Origin of the sequence: Nocardioides speluncae (assembly GCF_003121585.1) — a bacterium.
Classification (GTDB): domain Bacteria; phylum Actinomycetota; class Actinomycetes; order Propionibacteriales; family Nocardioidaceae; genus Nocardioides; species Nocardioides speluncae.
In genome coordinates, this window is sequence record NZ_QEOO01000051.1 from 71,584 (window position 1) to 91,601 (window position 20,018).

The following is a 20,018-nucleotide window of genomic DNA, read 5'->3' on the forward strand; positions in this document are numbered from 1 at the left end:
GCCATGAGCAGTGCCGCCCGCCACCCGACGACGTACCAGCTGGTGCGTGCGAGCGGTGCTGCGTCCGGGCCGGAGCTCGACGCGTTCCAGCAGGCGGTGGTCGACCACGCGGGCGGGCCGCTGCTGGTGCTGGCCGGCCCCGGGACCGGCAAGACCACGACCCTGGTCGAGTCGATCGTGGAGCGGGTCGAGCGGCGCGGCGTCGCGCCCGACCAGATCCTGGCGCTGACCTTCTCCCGGAAGGCGGCCGAGCAGCTCCGCGACCGGGTGACCGCCCGGCTCGGGCGGACGACGGCCACCACGCTGAGCTCGACGTTCCACTCCTTCGCCTACGGCCTGGTGCGCCGCTACGCGCCCGCCGAGCTGTACGCCGCCCCGCTGCGGCTGCTGTCCGCGCCGGAGCAGGACGTGGTCCTGCAGGAGCTGCTCACCCACAACCCGGAGTCGATCCGCTGGCCGGATGCGCTCAAGGCCGCCGTCGGCACCCGCGGCTTCGCGCGCGAGGTGCACGCCGTACTCAGCCGGGCGCGGGAGCGCGGTCTGGACCCCGCCGACCTGGTCGCGCTGGGTCGCGCCGAGGGGGTGCCGGAGTTCGAGGCGGCCGGACTGTTCCTGTCGCAGTACCTCGACGTGCTCGGCGACCAGAGCGCGATCGACTACCCCGACCTGATCGCGCGCGCGGTGATCGAGGCGCAGCGGCACCGCAACGAGATCCGGGCCCGGTTCTCGTGTGTGTTCGTCGACGAGTACCAGGACACCGACCCCAGCCAGGTCGCGCTGCTGCAGGCGGTCGCCGGCGACGGCCGTGACCTCGTGGTCGTCGGCGACCCGGACCAGTCGATCTACGGCTTCCGCGGCGCCGAGGTCCGCGGCATCCTCGACTTCCCGGCCGAGTTCCCACGCACCGACGGCGCCCGCGCGCCCGTGGTCGCGCTTGGCACCACCCGCCGCTTCGGATCCCGGATCCTGCGCGCATCCCGGTCGGTGGCGGCCGCGATCGGCGTGACCGGCTCGATCCCGCCGGAGGTGTACGCCGCGTTCCGTGCGCCCGAGCCGGCACCCAACGCGTTCGGGCCGGGAGCGGTCGAGGTGCTCACCTTCGACACCGCGCGGGCCGAGACCGAGCAGGTTGCCGACCTGCTGCGGCGCGCCCATCTGGAGGACGGGATCGGCTGGTCCGAGATGGCGGTGCTGGTCCGCTCCGGCCGGACGTCGATCCCAGGGCTGCGGCGGTCGCTGGCGGCGGCCGGCGTACCCGTGGAGGTCGCGAGCGACGACACCCCGCTGGTGCGGGAGCCGGCCGTGCTGCCGCTGCTCGGCGCCCTCTCGGTGGTCGTCGACGCGGGTGTCGACGATCCACGCAATCCCGACTACGTGGGCGCCGACCGGGCCGAGGCGCTGCTCACCTCGCCGCTCGGCGGGCTGGACGCCACCGACGTACGGTCGCTGACCCGGCAGCTGCGGGCGGGCTCGCCGGACACGCCCGCGCGCGAGCTGGTGCGGCAGGCCGTGCTCGACCCGTCGGTGCTGGACGGGCTCGACGGTGAGGCGGCGCGGCGGGCCGCCGGGCTGGCCGCCCTGATCGCCCAGGCCCGGACGGCGCTGGCCGAGGACGCCACGGTCGAGGAGGTGCTGTGGCTGCTCTGGGAGAGCTCCGACTGGGGGATGCGGCTGCGGCTGTCCACCGAGTCGGGCGGGCAGGCGGCCCGGCTGGCGCACCGCGACCTGGACGCGATCTGTGCCCTGTTCGAGACCGCCGCGCGGGCCGAGGAGCGCAAGGGCCGCACCAGCGTCTCGGCGTTCCTGGCGACGCTGCGGGCCCAGGAGCTCCCGGCGGACACCCTGGCCGACCGCGGCGTCCGCGGCGACGCGGTGCGGCTGCTGACCGCCCACCGGTCGAAGGGGCTGGAATGGCGGCTGGTGGTGGTGGCCCACTCCCAGGAGGGCGGCTGGCCGGACCTGCGCCGGCGCGACACGCTGCTGCAGGCCGACCGGATCGGGCGCGACGGCCTGCTGCCGCCGCTGACTCGGGGGGCGATGCTCGCCGAGGAACGACGGCTCTTCTACGTTGCCTGCACCCGTGCCCGGCAGCGGCTGGTGGTGACCGCGGTCCAGTCGCCCGACGACGACGGCGAGCAGCCCTCGCGCTTCCTGGCCGAGCTCGGCCGGCCGGTCGAGCACCGGGTCGGCCGCCCGCGCCGGCCGCTGTCGATGGCGGGCCTGGTCTCCGAGCTGCGCCGTACCCTCGCGGACCCGGCCGAGCCCGAGCCGCTGCGCCGCGCGGCCGCCAAGCGGCTCCGGATGCTCGCCGAGACCGACGTACACGGCCGAGCGGTGGCCTCGGCCGCCGACCCCGCGAGCTGGTGGGGGCTGCGCGCGCCGAGCCGCTCCGACCAGCCGGTCCGGCCGGCCGACGAGCCGCTGGCGATCTCGGCGAGCGCGCTGGAGGGACTGCTGACCTGTCCCGCGCAGTGGTTCCTGCAGCGGGAGGCCGGGGGAGAGGTGGTCAGCTCGACCAGCCAGGGGTTCGGGACGATCGTGCACGCGATCGCCGAGCGGATCGCGAGCGGCGAGGTGGACCCGACAGCCGACCTGATGCCGCTGGTCGACGAGGTGTGGGAGCGGATGGAGTTCCGCACGCCGTGGTCGCGGAAGCGCGAGCGGGAGGCGGTAACCGCCGTACTCGCACGCTTCGTCGCCTGGCACCGGCGGCCCGGCGCGCGGCTGCTGATCGCGACCGAGCCGAAGCTGCGGGCCGAGGTCAAGCTGCCAGACGGTCAGATCGTCCGGCTGCACGGGTACGCCGACCGCCTGGAGCTCGACGAGGACGGCCGAGTGGTGGTTGTGGACCTCAAGACCGGGAAGTACCCACCCACCAGCGCCGAGGTCGCGGGCCACCCGCAGCTCGGCCTCTACCAGCTCGCCGTCGACCACGGCGCCGCCGACGAGGTGGCCGGCCGCGAGATGTTGGCGGGCGGCGCCGAGCTGGTCCAGCTCCGGCTGGGAGACGACCAGCCGAAGGTGCAGCGCCAGGACCGCCCCGTCGACCCCGAACCGATCTACGACAAGCTGACCCAGGCGGTCAACACCTTGCGGGCCGAGGAGTTCGTGGCCCGGCCGGGGACCCATTGCGAGCGGTGTGCGTTCACTGCGCTGTGCCCGGACAAGAACTCGGGGACGGTGCTGTCATGAGAGTCGACACGCCCCAGGCCCTGGCCGACCTGCTCGGCGCCGACTGGACGTTCAGCGACCAGCAGTTCGCCGCGATCACCGCGCCGCTGGAGCCGGCCGTGGTGATCGCGGGCGCCGGGTCCGGCAAGACCACGGTAATGGCGGCCCGGGTGGTGTGGCTGGTCGCCACCGGCCAGGTGCAACCCGGCGAGATCCTCGGCCTCACCTTCACCACCAAGGCGACCGCCGAGCTGCAGACCCGGATCCGCGAGAGCCTGCGCCAGTCCGGGCTGCTGCCGGCGCCCGGCTCGGTCGAGGTGCAAGACGACGGCGAGCGGGTCGAGCTCGAGGAGCCGACGGTCGCGACGTACCACTCCTACGCGTCCGGCCTGCTCGCCGAGCACGGGCTCCGGATCGGCCACGAGCCGGACACCCGGCTGATCGCCGACGCCAGCCGCTACCAGCTCGCTGCGCGCGCCGTACAGCGCTACACCGAGCCGGTTCGGCACCTCACCGACTCGCCGCGGCACGTCATCCAGTACCTCCTCGCTCTCGACGGCCAGCTCAGCGAGCACCTCGTCGACCCCGCGAAGCTCCTGGAGTACGACGTCGCCGAGCGGCCGCGGTTCGTGGCCGGGCTGGTCGCCGAGCACCGCAAGACCTACCTCGAGAAGGGCGAGAAGGCGATCCTGGCCATCGACCGCCGGGCCGAGCTGCTCGGGCTGGTGGCGGCCTACCGCGCCCTCAAGGCGCAGCTCGGGCTGATGGACTTCTCCGACCAGATCGCGCTCGCGGCGCAGCTGGCCGAGCAATGCCCGGAGGTGGGGGTGCTGGAGCGGGGGAAGTTCAAGGTGGTGCTCCTCGACGAGTACCAGGACACCTCGGTCGCGCAGGCGCTGATGCTGCGCCGGCTGTTCTCGGGACCCTCGCCCGAGGAGGGGCTGGGCCACCCGGTGACCGCGGTCGGCGACCCCAACCAGGCGATCTACGGCTGGCGGGGCGCCTCGGTGTCCAACATCTTGGAGTTCGGCCGCGACTTTCCCGCTGTCGGTGGCCCGGCGGCGTCCTACCCGCTGACGGTCAACCGGCGTTCCGACACCCGGATCCTGGCCACCGCCAACCACGTCGCGAGCAGCCTGTACGACGAGCGCCCCGACCTGCTGCCGCTCGAGCCGAAGCCCGGGGCTGCCGACGGTGATGTGCGGGTCGCGGTCCACGAGACGTACGACGGCGAGCTGGCCTGGCTCGCCGAGCAGGTGGCGGCGGCCCATGCCGCGATGCGGGAGCCGCGGTGGCGCGAGATCGGCGTACTGACCCGTGACAACTCCCATGCGGCCGCGGTCTTCGACGCGCTCAGCAGCCGCGAGATCCCGGTCGAGATCGTCGGCCTGAAGGGGCTCCTGCGGCTGCCCGAGGTCGCCGAGGTTGTGGCCACGCTGACGCTGGTGCAGGACGTCACCGCCAACGCCGCGCTGCTGACGCTGCTCGCCGGCCCGCGCTGGGCGGTCGGCCCGCGCGACCTTGCCCTGCTCGGGCGGCGGGCCCGCGAGCTCGCGGGTGACCGGGCCGGCGCGGCGTCGTACGACTCGCTGGAGCAGCAGCTCGCGGCCGCCGCCGACGGGGCCGACCCGACCGAGGTGCCGTCGCTGTGCGACGCGCTCGACGACCCCGGCGACCTGGCGTACTCCGAGGCGGCCCGGCACCGGTTCGGCCTGCTGTCGGCCGAGCTGCGCCGGCTGCGGACCGCGATCGGGGAGCCGCTCCTCGACCTGGTCCGGAGGATCATCGACACCACCGGGATCGACGTCGAGCTGGCCTCCTCGGTGAGCCCGGCGGCCGCTGCCCGGCGCGACAACCTGGACCTGTTCGTGCAGGCGGTGGCCGAGTTCCAGGCCGTCGACGGCCAGGTCACTCTCGCGGCGCTGCTGGCCTGGCTGGAGGCCGAGGACGAGTTCGGCCAGGGCCTCGACGTGGCGACCCCGTCGGAGGCCGACTCGGTCAAGCTGCTGACCGTCCACCGCGCGAAGGGGCTGGAGTGGGACGCGGTCTTCCTGGTCGGCGTGACCGAGACGAAGTTCCCGTCGAACCGGGGCCGGTCCAGCTGGCTGACGCTGCCGTCGGTGCTGCCCAACGCGCTGCGCGGCGACGCGCGCGACCTGCCGCAGCTGGGCGGTCATACCCCGGCCGACATCGACGCGCTGAAGAAGGCGGCCAAGGACCACGAGGTGCGTGAGGAGCTCCGGCTCGCGTACGTCGCGTGGACCCGGGCCCGGCACCAGCTCTCGGTCTCCGCGTGGTGCTGGTCGGCGACGCTGAAGACGTCCCGCGGGCCGTCGGCGTACCTCCAGGACACCCGGCTGGCCATCGCCGGCTGGGGCGGCGAGCCCAAGTGCTGGCTGGACGCGCCCGCGAAGGGCGCGGCCAACCCGTACGCCGCCGCCGAGCGCGACCTGCCCTGGCCGATCTCGCACCACACCGCCGAGGTCACCCGCCGGACCGAGGCCGCGGAACGGGTGCGGGCGGCCGACCTGGACGCGCCCGACGAGGCCGACGACATGCTCCAGCTCGACCGGATCCAGCAGTGGGACGCGGAGATCGCGCGGCTGCTGGAGGAGGCCCGCCGTGACCGGTCACCGCGGATCGACGTACCCCTGCCCTCGAGCCTGTCCGCCACCTCACTGGCGCGCCTGCGTGACGACCCCGAGCTGTTCGCCCGCGACCTGGCGCGGCCGATGCCGCGACCGCCGTCCTCGGCCGCCCGGTTCGGTACCCGCTTCCACGCCTGGGTCGAGGCTCGGTTCGGCCAGCAGCTGCTGCTCGACCCGGACGAGCTGCCCGGCCGGGGCGACGCCGAGATCGAGGACGAGGCCGACCTGCGCGAGCTGATCGCCCGCTTCGAGGACGGGCCGTTCGCGGACCGGGTGCCGCACGCCGTCGAGCCGTCGTTCGCGCTGGTGCTGCGCGGCCAGGTGGTGCGCGGCCGGATCGACGCCGTGTACGTCGAGTCCGACGGCCGCTACCTCGTTGTCGACTGGAAGACCGGCCGCCAGCCCACCGCCGACCCGCTCCAGCTCGCGATCTACCGCCTGGCCTGGGCCGAGCTGTGCGGGGTGGAGTTGGACTGGGTCGCGGCTGGGTTCTACTACGTGCGCGCCGGGCGACTCGTCGAGCACGCGGGGCTTCCTGGGCGGGGAGAGTTGGAGGGGTTGTTGCCGGGGGAGGGCTTGCGGTGAGTGTCGGCTGCGCCGAGTCGGCAGAGAGCGTCCGTGCGCTGCGGCGGCGCGTCGCGCGGGCGGCCACCGCTGTGGTCCAGCGCCGCTGCGCGCGCCGCGGCCAAGCCGCTTGACGCCGCCCGGACGCTCTCTGCCGACTCGGCGCGGCTGACGCTCGGACCGTGCTATGCGGTGAGGGAGGTGAGGGCGATCTCGACCATGGCGCCGAAGGTCTGCTCGCGCTCGGCGGCCGAGGTCTCCTCGCCGGTGACGATGTGGTCGGAGACGGTGCAGATGGCGAGGGCGCGGCGCTGGTGCTTCGCGGCCAGCGTGTACAGCGCGCTGGCCTCCATCTCGATCGCCAGGACGCCGTGCGCGACCATCGGCTCCAACAGCTCCGGACGGGCCGGGTAGAAGGAGTCGCCGCTGAAGATCAGCCCGGTGTGGGTGGTCAGGTCGGCGCGCGCCGCGGCCGCGTCGTACGCCGCCCGCAGCAGGCCGAAGTCGGCGACCGGCGCGTAGTCGAGGCCGTGGAACCGGATCCGGTTCATCGAGGAGTCGGTGCAGGCGCCGGACGCGAGGATCACGTCGCGCACCTTCACGTCCTCACGGAGCGCGCCGCACGACCCGACCCGCACGATCGACTCCACGTCGTACTCGGAGAACAGCTCGTTGACGTAGATCGCCATCGACGGCTGGCCCATCCCGGAACCCTGCACCGAGACCCGGTGACCCTGCCAGGTGCCGGTGTAGCCGAGCATCCCGCGGACCTCGTTGTAGCACTGCGGGTCGGTCAGGAACGTCTCGGCGATCCACCGCGCCCGCAGCGGGTCGCCGGGCAGCAGGACGTGGGGTGCGATCTCGCCGGGCTTGGCGCCGATGTGGGTGCTCATGCAGCCGATCCTAAGGATTGGGGCGTACGGCGGCCCGGGTAGCCTCGGCAGCGTGACGAGCACGCGCTTGCTGCCCCATCTCGCCCTCTCCCGACGCTCCCACGACCGGCTCGGTGTACGCCGCTCCGACGACGCCTGGCTGGCCGAGCGGTGGGCGGATCCGAAGACCAGGGTGCTGGTGATCCGCGGCAACCGGATGCACGCCGCCGACGGCCAGCCGACCTGGGTGTCGCCAGCGGACGCGCCGGACGGCGTACGCACGCTGCTCGGCCAGCACGACGGCCACACCTACTTCGCGGTGATCGTCGACGACAAGGAGACCGGGCCGGAGTGGGTGGGCCTGCGGGCGGTGGTCGCGAACCTGCTGGCCGACCCCGCGCACGCCCCGCTCGTGCTGCACGCGATCGGCCTGGCCGAGTGGCACCTGGTCACCAAGCACTGCCCGCGCTGTGGCGCATCGCTGACGCCTCGGGCGGCGGGCCACGAGCTGCACTGCCCGGACTGCGGCCGCACCCAGTTCCCGCGCACCGACGCAGCGGTGATCATGGCGGTCGTCCACGGCGAGCCCGGGACAGCTGAGGAACGGATCCTGCTGGCCCGCGGTGCGGGCTGGCCGGAGGCGCGCTTCTCCACGCTGGCGGGCTTCCTGGAGCCGGGCGAGACGCTCGAGGACGCCGTACGCCGGGAGGTCGACGAGGAGGTCGGCGTCCGGGTCGGCGACGTCGAGTTCTTCGGCAACCAGCCGTGGCCGCTGCCGGCCAGCCTGATGCTCGGCTACATCGCCCACGCCGACGACATGACCCTGCACCTGGACCCCGACGAGATCGCCGAGGCCCGCTGGTTCACGCGTGCCGAACTGGCGGCGGCGTACGACGACGGCACGCTGCTGCGGCCGTTCGGGGTCTCGATCTCGCAGTCGCTTGTCGAGGCCTGGTTGGGCGCAGCGATCAGTTGAGGGCTGCGAGCTTGGCCTTGACCTGGGCGACCGACGGGTTGGTCTGGGCGCTGCCGTCGGCGTACACCAGCGTCGGTACCGTCTGGTTGCCGCCGTTGACCCGCTCGACGATCCTGGCCGCTGCCGGGTCCTGCTCGATGTCGACCACGTCGTAGCTGATGCCCTCGCGGTCCAGCTGGCTCCCCAGCCGGTGGCAGTAGCCACACCACGGCGTGCTGTACATCGTGAACGAACCACTCATCGTCAGGACTGTCCCCTCTGGCGTCTACTCTCGGACTGCTTGATCCAACCACGACCAGTCGGAGATTCTTCCCGCCCATGCGTCCTACCGACCCACACGCGATCCTGGCCGCCCTCGACCCCGAGCAACGCCAGGTCGCGGAGGCGTTGCGCGGGCCGGTGCGGGTGCTCGCGGGGGCGGGGACCGGCAAGACCCGGGCGATCACCCACCGGATCGCGTACGGCGTGGGGACCGGCGTGTACGCGCCGACCGAGGTGCTGGCGGTGACGTTCACCACCCGCGCGGCCGGCGAGATGCGGACCCGGCTGCGCGAGCTCGGCGCCGGCGGCGTCCAGGCCCGGACCTTCCACTCGGCAGCGCTGCGCCAGCTGCGCTACTTCTGGCCGCGGGTCCACGGCACCGAGCTGCCGACCCTGACCGAGTCCAAGATCGGCATGCTCGCCGGCGCGGTCCGCCGGCTCCGGCTCAACGCCGACCAGGCGCTGCTGCGCGACCTTGCATCGGAGGTTGAGTGGGCCAAGGTGAGCAACGTCCGACCGGAGGAGTACGCCGAGATCGCGCCGGTCCGCGGCCGCGAGGTGAGCGCGCTCGACGAGGAGACCGTGGCCCGGATCTTCGCCGGCTACGAAGAGGTCAAGCGCGGCCAGGGCCGGATGGACATGGAGGACGTGCTGCTGCTCGGCGCGGCGCTGCTGGCCGAGGACGAGCGGGTCGCCGCCCAGATCCGGCAGCAGTACAAATGGTTCGTCGTCGACGAGTTCCAAGACGTCTCGCCGATCCAGTCGGCGCTGCTCGACCTGTGGCTGGGCGGCCGTGACGAGCTCTGCGTGGTTGGCGACCCGGCGCAGACCATCTACAGCTTCGCCGGCGCCAACGCGGCGTACCTCCAGGACTTCCGGGCCAAGCACCCGGGCGCGGTCTCGCTGGAGCTGGTCCGCAACTACCGGTCCAGTCCCGAGGTGGTCTCGGCCGCCAACCGGCTGCTGGCCGGCCGGCCGAGCAAGGGCGTGGACCTGCGAGCCCAGCGCGAGCCCGGCCCGGAGCCGTCGTACTCCCCGCACACCGACGAGGTCGCCGAGGCCAACGCGGTCGCGGCGCGGATCGCCGCGCTGCGCGACGACGGCGTACCGCTGCGGGAGATGGCGATCCTGTTCCGGATCAACGCCCAGTCCGAGGCGTTCGAGGACGCGCTGTCGGGCCGCAGCATTCCGTACGTCGTGCGCGGCGCCGCGCGGTTCTTCGATCGCCCCGAGGTCAAGCAGGCGGTGTCACTGCTGCGCGGCACCGCCCGCGGCGAGGGCGGCAGCGGCGACCTGGTCGAGGACGTCCGGGCCACGCTGGCCGGCCTCGGCTGGACGACCGAGCCGCCGACCGGTCGTGGCCAGACCCGCGACCGTTGGGAGTCCTGGCAGGCGCTGGTGAGCCAGGCCGAGGAGTTCGCGCGGGGCGAGGTCGCCACCCTGGCGGCGTTCGTCGACGAGCTGGACCGGCGTGCCGCCGAGCAGCACGCGCCCGTCGCCGAGGGCGTCACCCTCGCCACCCTGCACGCCGCGAAGGGCCTGGAGTGGGACGCGGTCTTCCTGTGCGGGATGCACGAAGGCGCGATGCCGATCACCTACGCCGACACCCCAGCCGCGGTGGAGGAGGAGCGGCGGCTGCTGTACGTCGGCATAACCCGGGCCCGCCGACACCTCTCGGTCTCGTGGGCGCAGGCGCGGCAGCCCGGAGGTCGCGCCTCCCGCAAGCCCAGCCGGTTCCTCGACGGGCTCCGGCCGGCCGACCCAGTGGCGGCGCCGACAGAGCGCGGCAGAGGCGGCCGCAACCGCCGGGCCGCGGCCTGCCGCGAGTGTGGGAAGCCGCTGGACACGCCGGCCGAGCGGAAGGTCGGCCGCTGCGCCGGCTGCCCCGCGTCGTACGACGAGGAGCTGTTCGAGCGGCTGCGCGAGTGGCGGCTGGCGCGCGCGAGCGAGGAGAGCGTCCCGGCGTACGTCGTGTTCACCGACGCCACCCTGCAGCTGATCGCGGAGCTCAAGCCGAGCTCCGAGAGCGAGCTGCTGCGGATCAATGGGATCGGCAAGACCAAGCTCGAGCGGTACGGTGAGGACGTGCTGGAGCTGCTGGCGTGATCGATCCAAAGATTTTCAAGAAATACCCAGTAAATCGTTTGCCCATTACAGCCGCCGCACGCTAGTTTTCTTCTACAACAAGCCACGCGCACCACGGTCTTGGCACGACCGGCGCCCGAAGACACCGAAGGAGGTGGACCCAGATGAGCAACATCAAGCACACGATGAAGGTCGAGTTCTCGACCCCGTCCGGCATGCCCACGTACGGCACAGCCATGTACACGTCTGCCTGGGCCACCTTCGGCGCGACCTGCGCCATCGATGGTCTGGCTACCCAGGGCGGCGTCGACGTCCGGGTTCGCGACCGTTTCGTGCCGGCTCTCGTCAAGGGAGCCACCCCGGGGATCTCTGCCTGGAGCCCACCCATCTGTTGACCTAGACAACAGACGGCGAACCTCCAGGCCGCGGATCCCAGAACCGGGATCCGCGGCCCTTTGTATTTGGGCCCTGTGTTCTACCTGCAACACCGATCAGGTCAAAGGAGGAGGTGAAAGATGACCATCAGCGTTCTCGACCGGGACGCCGAGGTCACGCTCGGCCAGCTGCACGACGCTGCCGGGGAGATCGACGAGGAGCTCCTGCCCTGCCGGGTGAACGACCCGGAGCTGTTCTTCGCCGAGCTGCCCGCAGACGTGGAGCACGCCAAGGCACTGTGCGTCGACTGCCCTGTCAAGGCCATGTGCCTCGCGAGCGCACTCGAGCGGCGTGAGCCTTGGGGTGTGTGGGGCGGTGAGCTGTTCCTGCAGGGAGTTGTGATTCCTCGGAAGCGGCCGCGCGGCCGGCCCCGCAAGGACCAGTCCGCAGCCTGACCGACCGCAGTCGTCGCAGGCAGCGGCGGTGCCTCATCCGAAAGTGAAAACGAAGTCCAATGACCACTAACCAGATCCGGAGCATCCAGATGAGTCTCATGAACGAAGAACTCGCCCGCGCGCAAATGTCCGCGCGCCTGGGAGAGGCGCAAGCAAAGCGACGTGAACACCAGTTCGCTCTCGCCCTGCGGCTCGGCCGCAAGGCAGAGAAGTCAGCTCAGCAGGCGCGCCTCGCCTTGGCCCGCGCTCTGTAACACCACCCGCGCACGCGGCAACCGTTAGCGGAGCCGGGTACGACGTCACCGTCGTACCCGGCTCCCTTCTTTGTGTCTGGGGCGCGGGCGACCGCGACGACCGGCGTAGGTTGGCTTACATGCAGACCTGTGCCTTCTGCGGGCGCACCTCGGAGGGCGTCGACGCGATCACGCTGCTGTCGTGGACGACAGCCGTCGAGAACGGCCGGGAGCGCAGCTTCTGCGACACCTGCTCCCGAGACCACCTGCGCGCGATCGAAGGAAAGCTCGACAGCGAGTGGTGGTGACGCGACCCGGCCCGTGTTCACGCCAGAGCACGCCGACCCGTCCCGTCTTCACACCAGAGCACGCCGACCCGTCCCGTCTCGACATGTGCCGTGTGAACAAGGGCCGGGTCGGCGGCACACGGCGTCAACAAGGGCCGGGTCGGCGGCACACGGCGTCAACATGGGCCGGGTCGGGGTCAGCCGGTGGCGCTGCGTAGGTCGATGCTGCAGCCGCAGGCGGGGTGCGGCCGCCAACGGGTGCGGGGGAGGGTGAGCTCCGGGTCGATCTCGATCGTGGTGGACCAGGTGGACAGGGTCGCCGGCGCCTGCCCGTCGGCCCACGCGGCCAGGTCGCGCACGGCCCAGCCCAGGGCGATGCTCAACAGTGCCGGGTCGACCGGCTCGGGGACGCCGTCGGACCGGAGCACGGGTACGGCGTACTGCTCCACGGCGAGCGCGTGGCGCGGGTTGGCGTCGGCGGCATAGGCGTCCACGCAGCGCTGGCACGCGGTCTCACCGGGCAGTACAAACGGGCCGACCTCGACTATGCCCTCGCGCACGACCACCAGGCTGTGCGGGATCCCGGACCGCAGCAGTGCGTCCGCCTCCTCCCGGGGCGCCTCGCCGATGCCGACCACGAGTCCCAGGTCCGGTCGCCGGCGGCCGACGACCAGGCCACAGTCGGCGAGCAGCGCCGCGGCCACCGCCGCCAGCTCAGGCGGCCCGGCAACCCGGGCTCGGAACGACAGCCGGGAGCCGATCGCCTCGGCCGCACGTTCGCCGTACGTCGCGAAGGCGGCCGCGACGGCGCCGCGGGCCGACTCACGCGGGGGCAGCGACCCGAGCAGCGCATCGCCGTCGACCACCAGACCGCGCTCGAGGAGCAGCAGGCACATCCGGGTCGCCGGGAACGTGCCGTACCGCGGCGGCGGCTGCCCGACGGCCAGGCCGCGCAGGAGCGCCCGGATCTCCTCGGTGTCGGGCGCCAGGACCGCCTGGGTCGGGTCGAGCCCGATCTGCAGCTGGCCGTGGCCGTGTCGGCAGACCCGGACGCCAGGCCGGAGCAGCGGACGACGTGGAAATCCCGGGAACACCTCTGTCATGCCGGAAACCATGACATATCCGGCGTACCGGCGGCTTCGTCATCCACAGGCAAGCAAACGGCCGCAAACTGAAGCGCAAACTGAAGCGGCAGCACCCCCCGGTCCGAGGCCGGGATGGGTGCTGCCGCTTGGGAGATTGTGGGTGGGACTACGCCTTGCCCAGGATGCGGTTGAGGTTGGTACCGCAGACGGGGCACTGGGCCTTAGCCATGCGCGTGCCCTTGTCGTTGACCTTGACCTCGCCGCTGGCCTCGCGCTTCTCCTTGCACTTCACGCAGTAGAACTCGCCGCTCCAGGTCTCCGCCATGACGGCCTCCTTGCCTATTCGATACTTCGGTCGTCGCGACGGGGACAGGTGGGGAAGCCCGCCGGGGCCAGGCGGCGGATCGCCGCCAGACCGCTGGACACACTACGTCACCACGCCTGAGAGTCGTCGGAGGCTCACCGTTGGGGGCATGGGACGGTTCCTCACCCCTTACGACGTGGCCTTACGCTGCGGTCCATGACCGAGGAACTCGAACTCGCCGAGCTGCGCCTGGAGCGGCCCGCCGACGGCGTCGTACTGCTCACGCTCGACAACCCCGACCGGCGCAACGTGATGTCGGACGAGATGACCCGCTCGTGGACCGCCGCGATCGACGCGCTGGCCGCCGACAGGTCGGTGCGGGTGGTGGTCGTGACCGGTGCTGGTACGGCGTTCTGCTCGGGCGGGAACACCGGCTGGATCGCGAGCGAGCCGGACGCCACGCCTGCCCAGCTGCGGCACCGGATGATCGCCTTCTATAGGGCCTGGCTATCGATCCGGAACCTCGACGTGCCGACCATCGCGGCCGTCAACGGGCACGCGGTCGGCGCCGGGCTCTGCCTGGCGCTGGCCTGCGACATCCGGTACGCCGCGCCGGGCGCGAAGCTGAGCGTGCCGTTCGTGAAGCTCGGCATGCACGCCGGCATGGGCGCGACGTACTCGCTGCCGGACGTGGTCGGCGAGGCGCATGCCCGTGACCTGCTCCTGACCGGGCGCACGGTCGACGCCGACGAGGCGCTTCGGATCGGGCTGGTGTCGCGGGTGATTGAGGGCGACTTCCTGGGCGAGGTGCTGGCGACCGCGTCCGAGGTCGCGGCCACGGCGCCGGTCGCGAGCCGGCTGACCAAGGTCGGGCTGCGCAGCGGTGGGCACCACGACTTCGAGTCCGCGCTGCAGTGGGAGGCGCTCGCCCAGCCGATCACGCTGGCGACCTCGGATCTCCAGGAGGGCGTCCGCGCGGCCCGGGAGAAGCGGGCGCCGGTGTTCGAGGGCAAGTGAGCAATAGGCGAGGCCCCCGGCCATCCGTCCGACATTTGCCTTCCCCTTGCGAATGTCGGGCGGTTGAGGCCGGGGGCCTCGTCTGTTACACAACCTAGGATCCGGATCGAGCGTGGGTCAACGCGGCGTTGTCCACGCCTGTGGATAACGTTGTGGACAACTTGCCTGCGCCGGTGGATAAGGGGTGGAGGGCACAAACATGTCGGGGGAGGGCACTGTGGAGGACACGCCCGGGCCGTCGCCGTACAGGTGGCTGACCAGCGAGAATGTTCGTCCACCGGCTGTGGACGCAAGAAACACCACGAGAATCCAGGAGGAAAACGCACCGTGACCCAGGAGTACGCCGCCGGGCCGGTCGCCGCGCTACGCCGGATCGCCTTCCTCCTGGAGCGTGGCCGCGAGGACACCTACAAGGTCAAGGCCTTCCGCAACGCCGCCGCGATCCTGATCCCGATGCCGCCGGCCGAGGTCGCGGCGCACGTCGAGGCGGGCACCCTCACCAGCCTGTCCGGGGTCGGTGCCAGCTCGGCCAAGGTGATCACGGCGGCGGTGCGCGGTGAGCTCCCCGAGCGATTGGCCGCCCTGGAGGCGGCGCACCCGGGTCCGCTGGTGCCCGGCGGCCGCGAGCTGCGAGCCGCCCTGAAGGGCGACCTGCACTGCCACTCAGACTGGTCCGACGGCGGCTCGCCGATCGAGGAGATGGCATTCACCGCGATCGAGCTCGGCCACGACTACCTGGTGCTGACCGACCACTCGCCGCGGCTGCGGGTCGCCAACGGCCTCAGCGTGGCCCGGCTGCAACGCCAGCTCGGCGTGATCGACGCGGTCAACGACCACCTGGTCTCGACAAGCTCGACCGGCGAAGGGTTCCGGCTGCTGAAGGGGATCGAGGTCGACATCCTCGACGACGGCGCGTTGGACCAGACCGAGGAGATGCTCGCCAAGCTCGACCTGCGCGTGGCCAGCGTCCACTCCAAGCTGGCCATGGACTCCGCGCCGATGACCAAGCGGATGGTCGCCGCGATCCGCAACCCGCGAATGAACGTCCTCGGCCACTGCACCGGCCGGCTGGTCACCGGCAACCGCGGCACCCGCAAGCAGTCCCAGTTCGACGCGCGGGCGGTCTTCGAGGCCTGCGTGGAGTACGACGTCGCCGTCGAGATCAACTCGCGCCCCGAGCGCCGGGACCCGCCGACCAGGCTGCTGGAGCTGGCCCGCGACACCGGCTGCCTGTTCTCGATCGACAGCGACGCACACGCTCCGGGCCAGCTCGACTTCCTCGACCACGGCTGTGCACGTGCCGAGGCCGCCGGGATCGAGCCCGAGCGGATCGTCAACACCTGGCCCGCGGATCGCCTGATGAAGTGGGCGAACCGTTGGCGAGATGGCTAGCCTCTAGTTAACTCAGCGAGGAGGACCGCCATGTCGTTCGACGCGGCTCCCGACGTCGAGGTACGTCGCTCCAAGCGGCGGCGACGCACCGTTTCGGCGTACCGCGACGGCGACAAGGTCGTGGTGATGATCCCTGCCACGATGTCCTCGCGGCAGGAAGCCGAGTGGGTGCAGACCATGGTCGCCCGGCTGGAGAAGGCCGAGGCGCGGCGCCGGCCGAGCGACGAGCAGCTACTCAAGCGGGCGGTGGAGCTGAGCGACCAGTACCTCGGCGGGCTTGCGAGGCCGGAGTCGGTGCGCTGGGCGGAGAACCAGAAGTCACGCTGGGGCTCGTGTACGCCCGGGGACCGTTCGATCCGCCTGTCGTCCCGGCTCCAGGGGATGCCGTCCTGGGTGGTCGACTACGTCTTGATTCACGAGCTGGCGCACCTGCTCGAGCACGGCCACGACGCGCGGTTCTGGGCCTGGGTCGACAAGTACCCCAAGGCCGAGCGGGCCAAGGGCTACCTGCTCGGCTTCTCCGCTGCCGCCCACCTCGACCCACCGCCTGACGACGTCGACGGCACCGACGGCGCCGAAGACATCGACGTCGACTAGCGACGGGGCGGCTGCTGCCACGGAGGCTGCTGCGGTTGCGGCTGCTGCTGGGGAGGCTGCTGCCAGCCCTGCTGCGGTGGCTGCCAGTTGTGCTGCGGCTGCTGCCACTGCTGCTGGTGCGCCTGCTGATAGGGCTGTTGGTACGGCTGCTGCTGGCGGGGTGGCGGCTGCTGCTCTCCGCGGATCGACCTCGAGATCGCGCCCTTCACCTTGCCGATCGCGTAGAGCCCGAACGCCCCGATCGTGGTCGCGACGACCAGGCCGATCAGTACGCCGGCGTAGTCGCTGGAGTCCGGGTCCATGAAGTCGTACAGCGCCTCGCCGTTGGCGGTGTAGGCCACCAGGTAGAGCGAAGGCACCACCAGCCACGGCAGCGGGTGCCAGAAGCGGACCCGGTTCTGGCTGCGGCCGACGAAGCACCAGTCGACGAAGGCCAGCAGCGGTGTGATCACATGGGTCAGCAGGTCCTTGGCCTCAGAGGTGTCGCCGGCGATCACCCCGATGTAGGTGCAGCCGACCACCATCAGCAGCAGCGTCATCGCACCCCGCGGCAGGTTGGTGAGCGGCTCCTTGCCGGTGGCCAGCCCGAGCACCAGCCCGTACGCCGCGACGAGGGCGTACACGATCCCGGCCAGCAGGTTTCCCGACTGGGTGAGGAACATCAGGTCGTCGCTGTCGACGGAGGCACCGTAGAGGAACCAGCCGGTCAGGGCGCTGGCGGCGATCCCGCCGCGCCAGAGGAATGTGCCGATCACGGCGAGCGGGTGGATCCGGAGCTCCATGGCCGCTTAACCTACCCGGGCGTGGGCGAGCGCAATCAGTTCGACCAGCTCCGGCTCGTCGGTGGGCGGCGCGTCGGCGCGCCACCAGCGGACGTCCAACGACTCCTCACTGACCGCGTGTACGACGTCGGCCGGCGCGACCGCGACGTACCTGACGTCGAGGTGGTGGACGGTGCCGCGGGGATCGCAGAACGGCACCGCATGCTCGCTGAGCTGGACCGGAACCGGGTCGAGCGCCAGCCCGGCGAGGCCGGACTCTTCGGCGGCCTCGCGGCCCGCGGCGCCGGCCAGGGTGCTGTCGCCGGGCTCGCAGTGCCCGCCGAGCTGGAACCACTGCCGGGCCTTGGCGTGCAGTGTCAGCAGCACCTCGCCGGAGTCGGCGGAGAGCACCAGGCAGCTTGCGGTCAGGTGGTCGGGGAAGCAGGCACGCGTCATTGCGGTCGGCTCGGCGACCAGGTGGGCGACGTACCGCTGCCGGAGGCGTTCTTGGGCAGCGGTCGGCGCCGGCCAGTCCTGCAGCGTGGCCAGCGCGTCGGCGTGCAGCGTCACTCGGTCGGCTTCTCCGGCTCGTCGCCCTTGTCAGCGTCCAGCAGCTTGGCCAGCTCGGCGTCGAAGTCCTCCTCGCTCATCGACTCCGGCGTGCTGACGTCCTCGCGGAAGCCGAGCGGGTCGTCGAGGTCGGCGGCGGTGGGCAGCAGGTCGGGGTGCAGCCAGACCGCGTCGCGGGCCTCCACGCCCTGCCGGGTCCGCAGCGAGCCCCACAGCGTCGAGGCGTCGCGCAGCCGGCGCGGCCGCAGCTCCAGGCCGACCAGCGAGGCGAAGGTCTGCTCGGCCGGACCGCCGGCCGCGCGGCGGCGGCGTACTGCCTCTTGCAGCTTGGTCGCGGCGGGCATCCGCTCCGCGGTGGCCTGGCTGACCACCTCGTCGACCCAGCCCTCGACCAGCGCCAGCGTGGTCTCCAGCCGCTGCAGCGCGGCCTCCTGGGCGGGCGACTTCTTCAGGTCGAACAGGCCGCCGTCCATCGCCTGCTGCATCGAGCTCGGGTCCATCGGGTTGATGCCGCGCAGCTGCTCCTCGATGGCGTCGGTGTTGATCTCGATGCCGCGGGCGTAGTCGGCGACGGCGCCGATCAGGTGGTCGCGCAGCCACGGCACGTGGGCGAACAGCCGCTGGTGGGCGGCCTCGCGGAGCGCGAGGTAGAGGAGTACGTCGTCCTCGGAGACGTCGAGCCCCTCGGCGAACGCCTTCACGTTGACCGGGACCAGCGCGGCCCGGCCGGCCGGGCCCAGCGGCAGCCCGACGTCGGACGCGGTCAGCACCTCGCCGGCGAGCGCGGCCAGCCCGGAGCCGAGCTGGGTGGCGACCATCATCCCGGTCGCCTTGCCGATGATGCCCATCAGCGGGCCGGTCAGCTCGCGCGCCTCCTCGGGCAGCGCGCTCCCGAGCGCGTTGACGGCCTGGCCGGCGACCGGCTCGACCAGCACCTTCCAGACGTCGGTGGTGCCGATGATCCACTCGGCCCGGCTCCAGGCCGCCGTACCGCTGACGCCGGAGGCGAACTCGGTCGCCTCGTCGAGCCAGTGGTCGGCCAGCCGGACCGCGTCGGCCACGGCGTCCTGCTGCTTCTGGGTCGGCGACGGGTCGGGCTGCTGAGCCGCGCCCTTGCGCGCCATGTCGACGACGTACGTCCAGTTGATCGGGCCGTCATGGGGCTGCATGAGGGACTGGATCTGGCCGAAGAGGCCGGCGATGTCACCCATCCCGCCCATGTTCGCGGGGTCGGCGGTGAACCCGACGGAGCCGCCTGTGCTCTTGCCGGGACCTTGCGTGAAGCCCTGGCTGAACATCTCGAAGATCTGCTCGAACGGGGTGCCCTTGAACGGGTTCTGGGGCTCGTCAGGGCCGTCACCCGGTTTGTCACTCATGCCTCCAAACTACTCGCCGACCGCAACATCAGCGGGCGTGACCACTAGGCTCGGTCGGGTGTCCACTGTGGTTCGGCTGGTCGGCCTGCGCGAGACGGCGCTCGATGTCGGTGAGGTCGTCGACGCGCTCGGCGACGACGGCGCGGGTGGGCTGACGCTGTTCGTGGGCCGGGTGCGCGACCACGACGGCGGCCGATCGGTCACCGGCCTCGACTACTCCGCGCACCCCGCTGCCCTCGACCGGCTTCGCGATGTGTGCGAGGCGGTCGCCGCCGAGTACGACGTGTACGGCGTGGCCGCCGTACACCGGGTCGGGACGCTCGCCATCGGCGACGCGGCTGTAGTTGTCGCCACCACCGCCGCCCACCGCGGCGTCGCCTTCGACGCCTCCCGCGCCCTGATCGACCGGCTCAAGGCCGAGGTCCCGATCTGGAAGCACCAGCTCTTCGCCGACGGCACCGACGAGTGGGTCGGTACGCCGTAACGCGCCAGCGGAGCCCCGGGTCGACATCAGCCTTCGCGAGCTCAGACTGATGCTGACCCGGCCCGTGTTGACGCCTGACACCGCCGACCCGGCCGGTCTTCACGCGTGACATCGGTGACCCGGCCCGTCTTGACGGTGCCTCTGTGAACAAGGGCCGGGTCGGCATGCCCAGGCGTGAAGACCGGCCGGGTCGGCGTGGCCAGGCGTGAACACGGGCCGGGTCGGCTTAGCCTGAGCGGGTGAGCGTGCTGCTGTGGCTGGTGCCGCCCGTCGTTGTCACCCTGGTCGCGATGGCCTGGGTGACGTGGCTGGGCCGCGCGGGTCGAGGCGAGGTGGATCCGGACGTGGCGATCGCCCGGCTGGCCACTGCGCTGCGGCGCGAGCACCCGGGTCAGCGCACGCCGCCGCCGGCCGTACGACGCGACCGCAGCACCGGCATCGCCGTCCGCCCATCCCGCGCCACGCGGCCCTGACACCTGAGTACTTGCCACGCAGTGAGAGGCTT

20 protein-coding genes are annotated in these 20,018 nt (G+C 72.0%); 13 read left to right on the forward strand and 7 right to left on the reverse strand.

What is annotated here, in order from left to right:
* The first annotated feature begins 3 nt into the window (after nt 1–3).
* Nucleotides 4–3,192, forward strand: coding sequence for an ATP-dependent helicase (locus DDV73_RS26970; protein ID WP_109510369.1), 3,189 nt, complete (start codon nt 4–6; stop codon nt 3,190–3,192).
* Nucleotides 3,189–6,404 carry an ATP-dependent helicase gene (locus DDV73_RS26975; protein WP_109510370.1) on the forward strand — a complete coding sequence of 1,072 codons (3,216 nt, stop codon included), beginning with the start codon at nt 3,189–3,191 and terminating at the stop codon, nt 6,402–6,404. The genes DDV73_RS26970 and DDV73_RS26975 overlap by 4 nt, the downstream gene beginning before the upstream one ends.
* Nucleotides 6,405–6,568: 164 nt before the next feature.
* On the opposite strand, the gene deoD is transcribed toward DDV73_RS26975, so the two are convergent.
* The gene (deoD, locus tag DDV73_RS26980) at nt 6,569–7,276 is read right to left on the reverse strand and encodes a purine-nucleoside phosphorylase (protein ID WP_109510371.1); all 708 of its coding nucleotides are present in this window, start codon (nt 7,274–7,276) and stop codon (nt 6,569–6,571) included.
* Between the two features lie 52 nt (nt 7,277–7,328).
* Between deoD and nudC the strand changes: the two genes are divergently transcribed.
* The gene (gene nudC / locus DDV73_RS26985; RefSeq protein ID WP_240617512.1) at nt 7,329–8,231 is read left to right on the forward strand and encodes an NAD(+) diphosphatase; all 903 of its coding nucleotides are present in this window, start codon (nt 7,329–7,331) and stop codon (nt 8,229–8,231) included.
* Here the strand turns inward: nudC and DDV73_RS26990 are convergent.
* Nucleotides 8,224–8,472 carry a mycoredoxin gene (locus DDV73_RS26990; protein WP_109510373.1) on the reverse strand — a complete coding sequence of 83 codons (249 nt, stop codon included), beginning with the start codon at nt 8,470–8,472 and terminating at the stop codon, nt 8,224–8,226. The genes nudC and DDV73_RS26990 overlap by 8 nt on opposite strands.
* 77 nt (nt 8,473–8,549) lie before the next feature.
* Here DDV73_RS26990 and DDV73_RS26995 point away from each other — a divergent pair, with 77 nt between their 5' ends.
* The 5 genes from DDV73_RS26995 (at nt 8,550) to DDV73_RS28555 (ending at nt 11,948) form a co-directional block, all read left to right on the forward strand.
* A complete protein-coding gene (locus DDV73_RS26995; RefSeq protein ID WP_109510374.1) occupies nt 8,550–10,598 on the forward strand; it encodes an ATP-dependent DNA helicase UvrD2 in 2,049 nt (682 codons plus the stop codon).
* A 143-nt stretch (nt 10,599–10,741) separates the two neighbouring features.
* A complete protein-coding gene (locus tag DDV73_RS27000) occupies nt 10,742–10,972 on the forward strand; it encodes a hypothetical protein (RefSeq protein ID WP_109510375.1) in 231 nt (76 codons plus the stop codon).
* Nucleotides 10,973–11,092: 120 nt separating this feature from the next.
* On the forward strand, nt 11,093–11,407 hold the full coding sequence (locus DDV73_RS27005) for a WhiB family transcriptional regulator (RefSeq protein ID WP_109510376.1): 315 nt from the start codon (nt 11,093–11,095) through the stop codon (nt 11,405–11,407).
* 59 nt (nt 11,408–11,466) lie between these two features.
* Nucleotides 11,467–11,661, forward strand: coding sequence for a hypothetical protein (locus DDV73_RS27010; protein WP_109510377.1), 195 nt, complete (start codon nt 11,467–11,469; stop codon nt 11,659–11,661).
* 119 nt (nt 11,662–11,780) lie between these two features.
* Nucleotides 11,781–11,948, forward strand: a complete 168-nt coding sequence (locus DDV73_RS28555; protein WP_154402928.1) for a hypothetical protein — start codon at nt 11,781–11,783, stop codon at nt 11,946–11,948.
* A gap of 176 nt (nt 11,949–12,124) precedes the next feature.
* On the opposite strand, the gene DDV73_RS27015 is transcribed toward DDV73_RS28555, so the two are convergent.
* Together DDV73_RS27015 and DDV73_RS28560 are read right to left on the reverse strand one after the other, a co-directional pair.
* Nucleotides 12,125–13,030 (reverse strand): hypothetical protein, encoded by a 906-nt coding sequence (locus DDV73_RS27015; RefSeq protein WP_154402929.1) that lies wholly within the window; start codon nt 13,028–13,030, stop codon nt 12,125–12,127.
* 148 nt (nt 13,031–13,178) lie between these two features.
* Nucleotides 13,179–13,337, reverse strand: a complete 159-nt coding sequence (locus DDV73_RS28560) for a DUF5679 domain-containing protein (protein WP_170126064.1) — start codon at nt 13,335–13,337, stop codon at nt 13,179–13,181.
* Nucleotides 13,338–13,532: 195 nt separating this feature from the next.
* Between DDV73_RS28560 and DDV73_RS27020 the strand changes: the two genes are divergently transcribed.
* The 3 genes from DDV73_RS27020 to DDV73_RS27030 all read left to right on the forward strand — a co-directional run bounded on the left by DDV73_RS27020 (nt 13,533) and on the right by DDV73_RS27030 (nt 16,322).
* Nucleotides 13,533–14,333, forward strand: a complete 801-nt coding sequence (locus tag DDV73_RS27020; protein WP_109510379.1) for an enoyl-CoA hydratase/isomerase family protein — start codon at nt 13,533–13,535, stop codon at nt 14,331–14,333.
* Between the two features lie 327 nt (nt 14,334–14,660).
* Nucleotides 14,661–15,725: a PHP domain-containing protein gene (locus tag DDV73_RS27025; protein WP_109510380.1), complete on the forward strand. Its 1,065-nt coding sequence runs from the start codon at nt 14,661–14,663 to the stop codon at nt 15,723–15,725.
* Nucleotides 15,726–15,755: 30 nt separating this feature from the next.
* A complete protein-coding gene (locus tag DDV73_RS27030) occupies nt 15,756–16,322 on the forward strand; it encodes a M48 metallopeptidase family protein (RefSeq protein WP_109510381.1) in 567 nt (188 codons plus the stop codon).
* On the opposite strand, the gene DDV73_RS27035 is transcribed toward DDV73_RS27030, so the two are convergent.
* The 3 genes from DDV73_RS27035 to DDV73_RS27045 are packed head-to-tail and all read right to left on the reverse strand — an operon-like array spanning nt 16,319 to nt 19,029.
* On the reverse strand, nt 16,319–17,104 hold the full coding sequence (locus tag DDV73_RS27035; protein ID WP_109510382.1) for a Pr6Pr family membrane protein: 786 nt from the start codon (nt 17,102–17,104) through the stop codon (nt 16,319–16,321). The two genes, DDV73_RS27030 and DDV73_RS27035, sit on opposite strands and share 4 nt — an antisense overlap.
* Before the next feature lie 6 nt (nt 17,105–17,110).
* Nucleotides 17,111–17,653, reverse strand: coding sequence for an NUDIX domain-containing protein (locus DDV73_RS27040; protein WP_109510383.1), 543 nt, complete (start codon nt 17,651–17,653; stop codon nt 17,111–17,113).
* The gene (locus tag DDV73_RS27045; protein WP_109510384.1) at nt 17,650–19,029 is read right to left on the reverse strand and encodes a zinc-dependent metalloprotease; all 1,380 of its coding nucleotides are present in this window, start codon (nt 19,027–19,029) and stop codon (nt 17,650–17,652) included. The genes DDV73_RS27040 and DDV73_RS27045 overlap by 4 nt, the downstream gene beginning before the upstream one ends.
* 58 nt (nt 19,030–19,087) lie before the next feature.
* Between DDV73_RS27045 and DDV73_RS27050 the strand changes: the two genes are divergently transcribed.
* Together DDV73_RS27050 and DDV73_RS27055 are read left to right on the forward strand one after the other, a co-directional pair.
* A complete protein-coding gene (locus DDV73_RS27050; protein WP_240617513.1) occupies nt 19,088–19,513 on the forward strand; it encodes a molybdenum cofactor biosynthesis protein MoaE in 426 nt (141 codons plus the stop codon).
* Between the two features lie 239 nt (nt 19,514–19,752).
* Nucleotides 19,753–19,986 carry a hypothetical protein gene (locus DDV73_RS27055; RefSeq protein WP_170126065.1) on the forward strand — a complete coding sequence of 78 codons (234 nt, stop codon included), beginning with the start codon at nt 19,753–19,755 and terminating at the stop codon, nt 19,984–19,986.
* The last annotated feature ends 32 nt before the right edge of the window (nt 19,987–20,018 follow it).

Coding starts and splice junctions, on each gene's coding strand:
- deoD (WP_109510371.1), bottom strand. CDS start 7,276: ATGAGCACCCACATCGGCGCCAAGCCCGGCGAGATCGCACCCCACGTC.
- DDV73_RS28555 (WP_154402928.1), top strand. CDS start 11,781: ATGCAGACCTGTGCCTTCTGCGGGCGCACCTCGGAGGGCGTCGACGCG.
- DDV73_RS26995 (WP_109510374.1), top strand. CDS start 8,550: ATGCGTCCTACCGACCCACACGCGATCCTGGCCGCCCTCGACCCCGAG.
- DDV73_RS27035 (WP_109510382.1), bottom strand. CDS start 17,104: ATGGAGCTCCGGATCCACCCGCTCGCCGTGATCGGCACATTCCTCTGG.
- DDV73_RS27015 (WP_154402929.1), bottom strand. CDS start 13,030: ATGACAGAGGTGTTCCCGGGATTTCCACGTCGTCCGCTGCTCCGGCCT.
- DDV73_RS27045 (WP_109510384.1), bottom strand. CDS start 19,029: ATGAGTGACAAACCGGGTGACGGCCCTGACGAGCCCCAGAACCCGTTC.
- DDV73_RS27020 (WP_109510379.1), top strand. CDS start 13,533: ATGACCGAGGAACTCGAACTCGCCGAGCTGCGCCTGGAGCGGCCCGCC.
- DDV73_RS26975 (WP_109510370.1), top strand. CDS start 3,189: ATGAGAGTCGACACGCCCCAGGCCCTGGCCGACCTGCTCGGCGCCGAC.
- DDV73_RS27005 (WP_109510376.1), top strand. CDS start 11,093: ATGACCATCAGCGTTCTCGACCGGGACGCCGAGGTCACGCTCGGCCAG.
- DDV73_RS27000 (WP_109510375.1), top strand. CDS start 10,742: ATGAGCAACATCAAGCACACGATGAAGGTCGAGTTCTCGACCCCGTCC.
- DDV73_RS28560 (WP_170126064.1), bottom strand. CDS start 13,337: ATGGCGGAGACCTGGAGCGGCGAGTTCTACTGCGTGAAGTGCAAGGAG.
- DDV73_RS27030 (WP_109510381.1), top strand. CDS start 15,756: ATGTCGTTCGACGCGGCTCCCGACGTCGAGGTACGTCGCTCCAAGCGG.
- DDV73_RS26970 (WP_109510369.1), top strand. CDS start 4: ATGAGCAGTGCCGCCCGCCACCCGACGACGTACCAGCTGGTGCGTGCG.
- DDV73_RS27010 (WP_109510377.1), top strand. CDS start 11,467: ATGACCACTAACCAGATCCGGAGCATCCAGATGAGTCTCATGAACGAA.
- DDV73_RS26990 (WP_109510373.1), bottom strand. CDS start 8,472: ATGAGTGGTTCGTTCACGATGTACAGCACGCCGTGGTGTGGCTACTGC.